This is a genomic window from Pedobacter alluvionis (genome assembly GCF_003664035.1).
GTDB lineage: Bacteria > Bacteroidota > Bacteroidia > Sphingobacteriales > Sphingobacteriaceae > Pedobacter > Pedobacter alluvionis.
Genome location: NZ_RCCK01000012.1, coordinates 584899 through 598007, shown reverse-complemented (window position 1 = coordinate 598007; position 13109 = coordinate 584899). Strand labels below are relative to the sequence as shown.

Here is a 13109-nt window from a genome sequence, read left to right as displayed (position 1 = left end):
TTGTTATTATATCTTATTATTGATTTCCAACAGGGTGTGTTTCATTAGGAATATTTAAATTTTTGTATTCTTCTTCACGCTTTTTATTTCTTGTACTATTTGGTTTTCTCTCTGCCTCATAAACTTTCTCTGTTTCTTGAGTTTGTGGATCTACTACTTGCACATCGGGTCTTCTGTTAGAGCCTGATTTTTTAATTTTTTTCTCAGTTACTACATCTTTACCTGGATTTTCTGCTTTCGCTTTTTCTTCTAATTCCTTAACTTTCGCTTGATGATCAGGTTTTCCCTTTGCCCCGTGAGGGTTAGGCGCTTTTTTACCTTCACTCTTTTCTTTCCCGCTTTCTGCCTTACCATCATCTCCCTCACTATTCAAGACACGCATTCCTTGTACAATAGCTAAAGTACCTCCTGCTTTAAGAATGTTGTAATTATAACCGGCATGTCTAACTATCCCGTTCCAATTATTGGTAGCATTACGCTTAGCTGTTTCATAAAGTCCCGGTCCTGAAGAAGAGGTTGCTCCTGCCGCACCGCTTGTAAAGATAATGTTTCCAAAAGGAGTATAAAAAGTGTAAGATTTTTCCAATCCTTCCAATTCCCTGTGCGCCACCACTGCATTTTCAGAGAAGTTAAACGGCGACTGATAAGCATACGTTTCAGCCAAAGGATCTATATTAAAGAACCTAACAAAGGAAGGATCGTAATTTCTCCATTTGAAAGAATGCCATCCTGTTTCCTGTTGCTTCTCCTGCCCCTGGAAGGCGTACAAATATTTTGGAGATAAAGAATTGTTTGTGTTCAGTTCTCCCGCAAACTCTAACCCGAATGGGTAAAAATCTGTTGATCTGTCAACAGCCGCATTCCCTAAAGCATCTTTATAATAGGTCAGCCTTACATTTCCTACCTGGTCTTTGTATTGGTAAAAATACTTATTTTGAATGAAATCATAATACCCCTCAGAAGTAGGAACAAACTGTAAATTCGTAAATACATGACCCGTTCCTTCAGCTGTGTATTGAAAGCCATCCAGATAATCCGTTGCTATTGAAGCATCCGATTGAGCACGACCTGAAAAATATTCATGAACTTTTTTAACTTTAATACCATCGGCACGATACAGATAGGTTGTGTTTTTGTATTTGGTACCCAACCCCGATCCAAAAGGATCGTTTCGCACTACATATTCATTAAATTTAATGTAGTTGGGAAGATTGAGAAAATTATAATTCAGCTGTAAAATGCTCTTGTCAACATGACTTTTCATATTGGCATTCTCATCATAGGTAATAGGATTTCCCGAACTGTCAGGATACCCCATATAATTTCCTGAGCTATCAATAACCGTGTTGAGCCTGTTTCCTGTATAAGTGTAGGTTAAATCATCGATTTGTTGGGCACCATGGTTTTCCAAAAACCGGGTTCTTTTAAGTGTTGTTACGTTACCGTTCAGATCATAAGATAAAATCTCATTATAGTAGTTGTTTTCAGGGATTGAAGCATTGGGTTCAGAATAAATACCGCTCTTAAGCCTTCCTATTGCATCATACTGATAAGAATAACGTTTTAAACTACTGGTAGAAGAAATCCAGTCAATTTCCGCAATATTGCCATTGTAATATGCAGGTGCCAGGGAAGTATTAATTGGATTTGTAAATTTTACCTCATAAGCGAATAATTTACCTCCTAAACTCTGTGGATTATTAACCTTTGTGAGCCATCCCTGAATATTATATTTATAATCGATACTCTGGATGGGAGTTGCTGAAGCAGTCCCCCCAATCTTTTTATTTTTAATTTGTGACAGTTCATTATAGTCGTTTTGAGCCAATATTTCAACGGAGTTATTGTCAACCTGATGTTTGTGTACCAGCAACCTGTTCTGGTCATCATATTCAAAAGTTTCAGTAACGATTCTTTCATTTTCAGCATTTAATCTTTTGTGATAGGTTTTCGAATGCTGAATAATTCCGGTAAAATCAAGATCATTTTCTTTTTTCGTATACCCACCTAAATGATTGATGGAATGAGTACTGGCAATCCTGCCTTTTTTATCGTAATAATTATAATTCTTAGTCCAGCCATTGTTTTCAATATTCTTTAATAAGGTAAGAACATGGAGCCCTTTGGTACTGTGATAAAGGGTCGCAGGATTGTTAGGAATATCGGTTAGTATTGCCTGCCCGTATACTTGTGTAGGAAAAGGAGGGTTAAAGCTATACGCTGGATATACATCGTAATAGTTAACACTTAATAGCGTCATGCTGCTCGTAGGGAAAGCATCCTTTGTATAAAATACATCCATACCGTTCAAATTAAACGGGGTGGTTGTGCGTGCTTCATAGTTTCCTGCATTGCCAGGCATACTATTTACTGCGGTTTGAATGGTCGATCTCGAATCACTACTGCCGAAAAAACCTGTGTAAAGTAGTCTGCCGAAACGATCATACTTGTTGAATATCCAGCCTCTTTGTGTAAAATTGTTGTTGGCGGTTCTCAGTACTGCGTCCTGCGTTAAAACCAATCTGTCCATCTTATCGTACACAAAATACTCCCAACCTTTATTCGGTATTTTCTTTTCTGCAACACGTCCGTCGCCATCCGGTCTGTATTGATAACAGAAGTTATTTAAAACATCATCGGGAATAGACGTTCCTGCTACAAGACTTTTAATAGCTTCAGAAGCTTTGGGCGGTATAATAAATGCTAAAAGATTATATTCATTATATACATAGTACGTATCAGCATTTTCCGTAGAGCTTAAAATCTTTCGCGACAATAAAACCTGATCATCTCCATTTAAAAACTCGATGGTTGTATTTCCGTCTTCATCCTTGGCCGTGTTTTTATAAATCATGTTTTCTTTATAAAAACCGTTGGTAGAACCTGTGTCATTAGCAACTTTAACAGTTGAATGCATCACACCATCAACGAACGTGGTTGTGGTAACATACTTTCTTATTTCGCCTGTTGAGTTTGCAGAGTATTCATATTTAATTGGTTTATTCGCCCAATCGTTACCCACCTTTTTTTGCTCCTGTAGTCGGTCTAAAGGTGAGTTTTCCAGCCTCTTTTCAGCATAGATCCTTTCACTTCCGTAAATGTTTGGATTAGTTGCATTGGCTAAGGGATTGGGGATAATTGCTCCGTTTTGGGTAGCTGACTGTGGTACAGGTAAGAATTCTTTTACCTGTCTTCCGAAGCCATCATATTCCAAATGGGTGACAACGTCTTTTCCTGCAGGTGAAGCCTTAACTTCAACTATTTGTTTTGATCTTCCTAAGCCATCGAAATATTCGACCGTTACGGATTTTTTGATGCAGTCTGCATCAAGACAGGTTGTAGATTGTATGTAGTTCTCGGTATTTGTTAGCTGTGCATTGCATAGGCCTGCCAAAAACAACAAGAGAAGGATAAATATATTTTTCATAGTATTTTATGGTTTGTAATGGTAGTTAATAGTGACTTGTGAGAGAAAATCCTGAGTGGAGGATTTGATATCTTTCTGCCATATCAAATCTTGAGTTGAAGACTCAAAGTGGAAGGATACCGCTAATACAGCAATAAATATTTTTTTCATGGATATTAGAGAGTGTTAATTTTGAAGCATTAAATTTATTCTAAATAGTCGTTTCAGTTACTGGGTATTTTGACGATATTTTATTATTTCTATATAAACAGCTGATTCACAGTTGTTAAATTTTTGTTAATATTACATGTTAACATTAGCTGTAACAAAGTTATAGTTGACGAGCGACAGAACTTGTCGCATTATATTTAATCATTTATAATTTTAATAATAGTCCAAAAAGCAATTGTTTTCAAAGAGGATAAAACAATTAAAAAGCCGCCTCACAATTAAAAATGAGGCGACTTTTCGATGTTGTGTTGGAAATAAATATTCTAACTTTTCTGCTTTGGATTAAACTGGAAAGTCATCTTCTGTTCATTTCCATTATTATCGAAAATCCATAGATCAATGGTATGGGTTGCATTAACTTCGGATCCGTAGTAGACTGTAAATACTTTCCCCGGTAACAGATAAGATTCATTGGGCTTCAATGTGACTGCTTTACCAGCAATCCCTATAAACACTCTTCCCTTACCATCCACTGGAAAATATCTCATGTAATACTGGGTGCCTGAATAATTACCCCCTGCTTTAATCGTACACTTGATCGGGACGGTTTCTCCAACTGCAATACTTTTGGGAACCGGCATGACTTCTACCTCAAAAGGAAAATTAGTCTTAACATCCAGTTCATCATTACAGGACATAATGGTAAACAGCAATGCCATGACTGTCACCAATGACAATACGATCTTCATCCGGCCTTCTACAAATTGATTTTTTATACTAAGATTTTTCATTGTTTGATCTTTAAATTAAAATTGATACCGTAATCCTATTCCTGCAGCAGGTCTGAAATGACCTGCCGAGGTTCCCCATATTGCTTTTGCTCTGCCTTGTACTAACAGTACAATATGGTCAGTCAGGTACGTTTCCAGCGAGAGCCTGCCGCCTGCACCATAAACAAAAGCATCTTCAGCCTCTATCAATGCTCCGTTGGGTAATGTGTTTTTGCTGTTATTGATGATTTCATAGCCGACTACTCCACTGATGCCAAGGTTTAAAGAAATATTCTTAGCTCTGTCACCAACAAGGGAAAAGCTGTATCCACCCTCAGCAAGAATGGTCTCAACAGGAATAGGATAACCTTCAAATTCATGGGTCCTGCGTGAATATTCAGCGGACCATAACTGATAGTTTCCGTTCTTTCCATTAATGGTCATTCCTGCCTGGATATAAAAATTGCTATGGATGGATTGCTCCTTTGAAACAAAACCGGCAGTAACTTCAAAACCCTTTTGTCCCCGGATTAAGCGTTGCCCGTACAAAATCGTATTGCCTACTGTAAGCAAAACGATGGTAAATATAATTCTGTTCATTTTTATTTAGCTTTTTGGGTTAAAAGATGAGCTTCAGCTCCGTCACCGGTTTAGCGTGGATGAGATCCATATTTTCAACTTCAATCCTTTGATGCCTGCCGCCATTCCGCTCAAAGATTTCAATAACAAAAATCTTATCATCGGCTAATGTAAACTGGTCCAGGAGAAACACATTGCGCTCGGAACCGCCGTCTTTAACATCTGTGAGTGGTAGATACAACCTCAGAGGAACCAGGTCGTTTTCCTGTACAGCGGTTCGTCTGGATGTTTTCTTGTCCGCAATTTTGAACGTCATAAAATCAATGGGAAAGGGTACGCTCGTTATGTTTTTTAGCTCCGTATGAAAAAAGTATTTTCCATTATAGATGTAGATCGATTTAAGCTGGAAACTGATCCCGAAGCTATAGGAACCGATATGTCGTATGATCTTTCTATTTTTATTGTATATCGATTTCATAGCGGCGTCAATCAAGGTAGGACGGTTGCTTTGTCCCAGATCTTCAAAAAGGACATCATTGAGTTTCTCCTTTATTTTTGTCTGCAGCATTTTTTCAACATCATAGTTTAAGGTCGCTGGATATTTGCTGTAAAAAACATCGAAGGAGTAAAAGCGACCATCTTCGGTAATGACTGAGAAATTCGTTTCTGTATCAAAATCTGCTACCGATGCTTTAATGCGCAGCACATTTTCTGATTCGTCCGCTTTACCTGCGATCAGGTTGTCACTGCCCAGATCTACATATTTGATTTTAGATGGAAAAATGATATGAGTCGTCTTATCGTAAGTTACGGTGAGCCAGTACGGCTCTATCTTTCCGGCTCTTAGCTTTGATTCTGTTTCGAGTGTGTCGCTTTTGGGTATTGTATCATGTTCCTGGGCACGAAGGTGTAAAGTCCATGCCGTCAGAAGCATGATCACTAACATATTTTTTAATAGTGGGTTCATATCTTAAATTGTATTGTGTTAATATTATTTTTTAGAAACCAGAAATAGTTTGTAACCGGCCTTCAGCGTAATTTTGGGCATTCTGACTTTTTTTGAAAAGTAGCCGGAGATGCCCTGTACAAGGCTTTTGCTCAGATCTGATTTAATCTGCTGACCTGCCGTTGAACTCATTGAAATGCTCGTTCCTCCGGTATTGCCCATATTAGCTGCGATATCAGTCAGCGCACTTCTTTCTGAAGAGTACGGGATCGCCAGCCCTGGCTGTCCATCTACATCATACACCGTCAGTTCTACCGCCATAATGTATCCTTTAAATTCCACTGACTGGATCAAAAGCTGAAGTCGTGTAGGCTGAAACTTAGCCATTGCGGTCAGCACAGTACCTTTAGGAATCACCATTTTATACAGCCGCACGTTATCTAATAGCCTTATCCGCACTGCATTGTCACTGGTGATGATTTGTGTGTCATGAATACAGGCTGCGATACTGTTAGCGATTTGATCATTGTCAGTTGCTTCTCCCGCTGTATAGAAATCCCGTGTATTCATCTGGCTTAAACCTGAAAGAAACGCGCTGTCAGAAGGTTCACGATACAAGGCAGAGACAATATTCTTGCGGGCAGGAAATAAAGCAGCAAAGGATGCATTCTGCTTTTGTTCTTTACCGGAATCACTAATGCCTGCAGCTCCAGGCTTGTCCTCTATTTTCGCTGCACTACCACCGGTAGGAAAATATTTAGCTGCCATCTGATACGATTTTTCCATCAGTTCCAATTGATTGGCTACAGGATTGGAAGGTGGTGTTTCCTTTTGAGCAAGTTCCGCTTTCAGAGATTTTATTTCATTTCTTAGTGCGCTACTCTCATCCCGGTCTTCATAGAAACTTCCCAGCGTATGCTGAATATTGCGGTAACTTCCCAGTGCCTCATTGTGATTGCTCTCCAAAGCAGCAGCAGGGGATGCCGGTTTTACACTTGAAGCAGTACTGTCTGCACTCCAATAGTCGGACAAGGCAGCCAGTGATTCCTTTTTCTCCTTTTCCTTCTGTTCAAGCAAATCAGCTTCGTAAGCTTTACTTTTGTCAGCCTGCATTCCTGCTTCGGTAGCTTGGGGAACAGCCTCATTTAATCCTGCCTTTTCGAGAAGTTTCCCATCCGATGAAGGCGCAAAGATCAGGTACATGCATCCAATAAATACGATCCCCATCAACACGAAAATCAGCGGCTTTTTAAGCTTCTTTATAGTATCACTCTCGTGCGTTTCTGGTTCAGGGACTTTGTTTGGGTCACCCTCCGTAATCCTTACCGTTGTCTTATTGTTATCATTGTCTTTCATGATCTTGATTTTTTTTAGTTAGCGAATCTTTTAGCTCTCTGTCTGTAATGGGATTGCTGATATGCCCCCTAACAGCAGTATTATTTACGGCTTCCGTTTTGGCATCGTACCAGACAGTCAGCACGACAATTAGCGTTAGCAGCAGGTACGCGGCAAAAAAACAGATGATCCATTTTCGCTGCTTTACGGGAGGGAGCTTTTGCCAATCTGAATTGAGATTGGCACATCGCTTTTTGATTATTGTCCTTATATTTTTCATACTTTTTTTATTATAAAGTTTAAAGCCCAAAACCCTTCTTTCGGGGAACTGTCTTTTGCTTCAATTCATCATTGACCATTGCTATTGCCTCCTTAACGGTAGGTACTGTAGAGACAGATAGCCCGGTTAATTCTGATTGTTTCATTAATTGTCCATATTGGTCTTTCTTTACAATCTCCATCCTGTCAAGCTCAAATGTCTCATGATGGTATTTGATCAGCATGAAGCAATTAATGTAGGGCTTCGATTCTCCGTTGTATTGCAGATAGGTATTCAGCAGCAATTCAGGTTTTCTCATATCTTCGGTTCCATTGCGACACGCTTCCAGGTACCTGCCTATACTTTCTTTCAGTTTGTCAGGATAGGCTGCCTGTGTATGGAAATAACCGCTGTACCCTTTATCTGTCAGGATTTTCGCGAACGTATCTAAGTCATATGCTTTTTCCATGATTCTTTTTTTAGCGTTCACTAACCCGTAGGTCTTTATTTTCTATGACACTGAATTTTTCAATATTAAATCCTTGTGGATTGCTGTCCGACCGGACTGAGTTCACGAGAAAGCATGAAGTGACCAAACTTCTTTCGGTCAGGTTACTCGCGCGGAGAATGTATTGCCTGGCAAAGGTCTTGACCCCATAGGGGTAAATTTCAAAATTGCATTGCACACTATCCACCTCAATACGCTGCTGGATATTTCCTGATATGATGCGGTTGTAATATCCTTTCTCCGATAAATCCTTGTAATAATTAAAGGCACTTTTATCGGCGAGGTCGAAAGCCCTTTTCATGTTACTTTCAATCGCACTTTTGTCCGGTGCTAGCGTAAAGAAAAGTTCATGGAAGCGGCGAACGTGTTCGCGCGCTTCTACAGGCCTGTTCGTCGCGGCATCCTGCGATAAGGCGAGCATCAGTGATTTGCCATTATCAAGAACGTAGATCTTCTGCCTTTGCTCTTCGGCAAAGCTGAAGGCTTTCCATATTGCATAGCCAACCACAAGGATACAGAGGACGGCAAATACAATGGCATAGAGCCTGATTTGCCTGAAACTGTTTTCCAAATTTCTTAAGGTTTTAAATTCCATTGTTTTATTGTTAAATGATCCTGATTTATTTTAGAAGCTGCCCGCCAATATTTCCCACTGTAGCTCCTGCACCGGCACTTGCTACATTAGTTGCCCCCCGAGAGACCTGAGTGACATTACGCATAAAGTTTCCTGCACCGCCTGCCTGAATAATCCATCCTGTCACGGTCGGTACCGTGAAGTACCCCACAATTCCGATGATCATGAAGATAATGTAGACGGTATTGGAACCATCCGGCACGAATTCAGGATCAGACAATCTTTCAATATCCTTTTCCAGCATCAGGGTCTGTAATTTGGCGAGAATGGCGCTGAAAATATCGGCGACCGGAAGCCACAAATACACACTGACATAGCGGGATATCCATTGGGTCATGGTCGATTGAAATCCATCCCAGACCGAGATTGCAAAGGCAATAGGCCCCAAAATGGAAAGGACGATCAGAAAGAAGGTACGGATGGTATCAATCACCAGGGCAGCCGACTGAAAAAGGATTTCAAGCAAATCCCTGAACCAGTTTTTGATCGACTGCTCCAGCTCGTATCCCTGACGTTCCAGGTACATTCCTGCCATGGTGCCCAGATCTTCAGGAGACCAGCCCAGCTCATCGAGTTTTTTATCGAACTCTTCATCGGAGATCAGATATGCCTGTTCGGGATTGCGAAGCATCGCCTCACGTTCCAGTTGGTCTTTTTGCTGTTGGAGCTTATTCAAGTCAAGAACCTGGGTTTCGAGCATACCGTGGGTTCCTTTCACTACCGGACTCAGCACGGCATTGATGGTACCCAGTACGATGGTTGGAAAAAACATAATGCAGATGCCCAGTGCGAAGGGTCTCAAAAGCGGAAACACGTCAATCGGCTCAGCTCGGCTGAGTGCCTGCCAAACTTTAAGGGCTACATAGAAAAGGGCGCCAAGTCCTGCTACTCCTTTGGCCACTGCCGCCATCGTGGCGGATAGGGGAAGCATCTCGTCATATAACGAGCGCAATATTTCGTGAAGATTTTCAAAATCCATAATACTATTTTTAGTGATGTTAAATGCTACCAGTATTTTTGATTGGCGGTACCATACAATTTGATCACACGTTGTGCGTCATTTTGCTTTTTGGCTCTTAAATAGCTGACCGAAATATTTTTATTCGTATAGTATCTAACTAGTTTGTGATACTCACTTACTTCTTTATATACCCGGTCAATTATTTCCATTCGCTCCTTATCGTTCATGGAAAGGGATGAGCTATTGACAATTTGTTTCAGTTCTGACAGCAGTCCTCCGCTTTCATTAAGAAGCTTACTATATCCGAATGCAATAGCAGTGAGTTCCTGCGGAGAGAAATTCGGATCGTTCATCATTTTTCCAAAATTCTCGACGTATAGTTCTGAAATATTGCCCACCATGAGTACGGTCTGCTGTACCTTTCGCGCATCCTTGACCAGGTTATTGACGGCCTTAAGCTTGTCGTAATATTCTTTGCCCTGGTCGTAAACTTTCTTGACTTCATTGAAGTTTTTGATCACATTAGAGACCGTACTGGAGGTCTGCACAATTTCATTGGCAGAATTCAAGATGCCTGAAGCCAGGTTGGTTGGATCTGTTACCACGAACTGGGCTTTGGCTGTGGCCATACTGATTAGTATCCCACAGCACAAGATTAATTTTTTCATTGTTCTGAATTTTAAATGTTAAGATTGAGTTGAATTTTATCGGTTTTCACTTTTGTACGCAGCAATCCTTTTAATCGACAGCTCTACATTGCCATCCAGCTCTTTAGCCAGTGCCATTACTTCGAGTTTTTCAGTTTCTTCAGTCGTATAAGTGAGGTATTCTTCCGGGGAAACCTCTGTCGCATAGACTGCTGAATGCGTTCCGCCGAGCCCGATCCACACTTCTTTATAAAAGCGTGAGGAATCGTTATTCATATTAATGGACAATACCTGACCTTTTTCTTTGTCGGTAAGACCGAGCATCGCCTGGATGTCATCGAACTTGTTCATATACTTGCGCTGGTCAAGCAGGATCTTGCAGTCAGAATTGTTGATGATACTTTCTCTGACGATAGGCGAGTGAATGATGTCATCAACTTCCTGGGTAACAACGATGGCTTCGCCAAAGAACTTTCTTACTGTTTTGAAAAGGTACTTAATGTATTCTGCCATGCCTTCCTTGGCGATTGCTTTCCAGGCCTCTTCGATCAGGATCAATTTTCTAATTCCTTTAAGCCTGCGCATTTTATTGATGAAAACCTCCATGATGATGATGGTCACAATCGGAAAGAGGATCTTGTGGTCTTTGATCGCATCGATCTCAAATACGATAAACCGCTTGGTTAAAAGGTCAAGCTGCTTTTCTGAGTTCAGCAGGTAGTCGTATTCACCGCCTTTGTAATAAGGCTCCAGCACATTCAGGAAGTTGGCGATATCAAAATCTTTTTCCCTGACCTGCTTTTCTTCCAGGATTGTACGGTATCCACCTCTCACATATTCATAAAACCCGTTGAAGGAAGGATTTTGATTATCTTTTTTGATCCTATCTATATAGCCACTCACAGCATTGGAAAGCGCCACCTCTTCCGCACGGCTGGGCGGTTCATCATCTCTTTTCCAGAGAGTCAAAATCAGGGTTTTGATGCTTTCTCTTTTTTCTATATCGAACACTCCGTCGTCGGTATAAAAAGGATTAAAGGCGATGGGATTGTCCTCGGTGTAAGTGAAGTAAACCCCGTCTTCACCTTTGGTTTTTCCTTTGATCAGTTCGCAAAGTCCCTGATAGGAATTACCCGTATCCACGAGCAGCACATGCGCGCCCTGTTCGTAATACTGCCTCACCATGTGATTGGTGAAAAATGACTTACCACTACCCGACGGTCCGAGGATAAATTTATTCCTGTTGGTGATAATCCCTTTTTTCATGGGTAGATCGGAAATGTCCAGATGGATAGGGCGTCCAGTAAGGCGGTCTGCCATCTTAATTCCGAAAGGTGAAAGCGAATCCTGATAATTCGTTTCCTCGGTAAAAAAGCACAGCGCAGGTTCGATGAAGGTGTAAAAGCTTTCTTCTGCCGGAAAATCACCAGCGTTGCCTGGAATTCCCGCCCAATATAATGTTGCTACATCAGTCGTGTTGTGGCGGGGTTTGCATTCCATGAGTGCCAGCGCACTTCCTGTATCATTCTTAAGCTGTTTAAGCTCATTAGGATTATCTGACCATGCCATTACGTTAAAGTGCGCCCGTATGGATGAAAGGCCGTAGGAGTGGGCTTCGTTCAGATAGCGTTCGATCCACTCTTTATTGATTTGATTACTTCGGCTATAGCGGGCAAGCGAGTGCATGTTCCTTGCAGACTTTTCAAACTTTTTAAGGTTTTCATCACTATTGTCCAGAAATAAATACTGGTTGTAAATGTGATTACAGTTTAAAAGCAGACCTACCGGTGCTGCAAAGGATAAACGGCAGTCACTTCTGTCCGTCGATAATTTTTCATAGCGAGTATCAGTCGATACTGTTCCCGGAAGATCATCGGTATCAGATACGGTATGGAGACACAACCTGTTATTACCGATCCTCATTTCTTCGGCGCCCAGGGCAATATCCTGAAGGGGTGTTCCATGCTGTCTCGAAAGCGTAAAGTACTGCTCCAGTAAGCCTTGCTTGTCATCAGTTCCGATAATATCATCTTCACTAAGCCGCTCCAGTTTCACATATCCCGAATCATTGACAATCCTTTCAAATTGGCTCACCGACTCCATAAACCTGGAGATCGCTTCTTTATCCCTTAATTCTTTTGGAACCAACACCCCTTTGCATAGCGATGAAAAGTTGCTTTGCATCCGCATTCTTTCCTTACTGGTCTTGGTAATAAAAACGTAGCAGTAATGATTTAAAAACGGACGCTCATTAAAATGCTGCTGGTAGGATTTGGCCAGAAAGCTTAAATCATGTTTAGCGATGTAAGGCTGATAATTTTCCTTGATGTACCAATCCTGTTTGTGGATTACCGTAAAATCGGGCAGCGTTTTCACAGCCTTGTGCCAGGCAGAATGCATGGCATCATATTCAGGTCCTGCTACCGTAAAAATTTCAGGAAGATGAACCCGGAAACAGGTCGTGATGTCAGCTTCCTTGGAAATGATACAATGGTCTTCAACTGCCAGTAGAGGAAACTTGCTTTCCAGCGTACTGGTTTTGCTTATATTTCTCATATGGCTGACGTTTTTGGATCTGATTTCAGATAGCGGTGGATGGACTTGCGGCAGATGATGTATCTAGGATGGCTTTTTTTCGCTCCAAGCTTCATCAACCCATGCTCACCATATTTTTTGTTGAGTGAAAAGGTTTGCCAGATAATCAATGACGCTCCGCTACCAGCGGTAAAAAGGCAGATGTAAGAATGAACTCCTGCCATGTAAAGGATCATCGTAAGGATCAGAATTCCAAGAAGCCCACCTGTGAAAATGAACAGGTACTGTGCTTTTAAACCTTTAAATTCCACGGTACGCCCAATGCCTTTGTTAATGTTATAGGTATTCATAAGGCTGG

11 protein-coding genes are annotated in these 13109 nt (G+C 41.0%); all 11 read right to left on the bottom strand.

Translation table 11 applies throughout. The features are described from left to right. Window positions 1-16 precede the first annotated feature (16 nt). The 11 genes from BCL90_RS16470 to BCL90_RS16415 all read right to left on the bottom strand — a co-directional run bounded on the left by BCL90_RS16470 (window position 17) and on the right by BCL90_RS16415 (window position 13101). Entirely contained in the window at window positions 17-3427 is a 3411-nt protein-coding gene (locus BCL90_RS16470; RefSeq protein ID WP_121285084.1) for a DUF6443 domain-containing protein, read from the bottom strand. Window positions 3428-3900: 473 nt separating this feature from the next. Beyond that, a complete protein-coding gene (locus tag BCL90_RS16465; RefSeq protein ID WP_121285083.1) occupies window positions 3901-4368 on the bottom strand; it encodes a TraQ conjugal transfer family protein in 468 nt (155 codons plus the stop codon). A 15-nt stretch (window positions 4369-4383) separates the two neighbouring features. Continuing rightward, window positions 4384-4947 (bottom strand): conjugal transfer protein TraO, encoded by a 564-nt coding sequence (locus BCL90_RS16460; RefSeq protein ID WP_121285082.1) that lies wholly within the window; start codon window positions 4945-4947, stop codon window positions 4384-4386. Window positions 4948-4966: 19 nt separating this feature from the next. After that, window positions 4967-5893 (bottom strand): conjugative transposon protein TraN, encoded by a 927-nt coding sequence (traN, locus tag BCL90_RS16455; RefSeq protein WP_121285081.1) that lies wholly within the window; start codon window positions 5891-5893, stop codon window positions 4967-4969. A 24-nt stretch (window positions 5894-5917) separates the two neighbouring features. After that, window positions 5918-7228 (bottom strand): conjugative transposon protein TraM, encoded by a 1311-nt coding sequence (gene traM, locus BCL90_RS16450; RefSeq protein WP_121285080.1) that lies wholly within the window; start codon window positions 7226-7228, stop codon window positions 5918-5920. A gap of 278 nt (window positions 7229-7506) precedes the next feature. Then, complete coding sequence (locus BCL90_RS16440; protein ID WP_121285078.1) at window positions 7507-7935, bottom strand: hypothetical protein; 429 nt, start codon at window positions 7933-7935, stop codon at window positions 7507-7509. Between the two features lie 10 nt (window positions 7936-7945). Continuing rightward, window positions 7946-8569: a conjugative transposon protein TraK gene (gene traK, locus BCL90_RS16435; RefSeq protein ID WP_121285077.1), complete on the bottom strand. Its 624-nt coding sequence runs from the start codon at window positions 8567-8569 to the stop codon at window positions 7946-7948. A gap of 25 nt (window positions 8570-8594) precedes the next feature. After that, on the bottom strand, window positions 8595-9587 hold the full coding sequence (gene traJ, locus BCL90_RS16430) for a conjugative transposon protein TraJ (protein WP_121285076.1): 993 nt from the start codon (window positions 9585-9587) through the stop codon (window positions 8595-8597). Between the two features lie 26 nt (window positions 9588-9613). Further along, window positions 9614-10237 (bottom strand): DUF4141 domain-containing protein, encoded by a 624-nt coding sequence (locus BCL90_RS16425; protein WP_121285075.1) that lies wholly within the window; start codon window positions 10235-10237, stop codon window positions 9614-9616. A gap of 36 nt (window positions 10238-10273) precedes the next feature. Next, window positions 10274-12772 (bottom strand): TraG family conjugative transposon ATPase, encoded by a 2499-nt coding sequence (locus tag BCL90_RS16420; protein ID WP_121285074.1) that lies wholly within the window; start codon window positions 12770-12772, stop codon window positions 10274-10276. Continuing rightward, a complete protein-coding gene (locus BCL90_RS16415; protein ID WP_121285073.1) occupies window positions 12769-13101 on the bottom strand; it encodes a DUF4133 domain-containing protein in 333 nt (110 codons plus the stop codon). Before BCL90_RS16415 ends, BCL90_RS16420 begins: the two co-directional genes overlap by 4 nt. Between the last annotated feature and the right edge of the window lie 8 nt (window positions 13102-13109).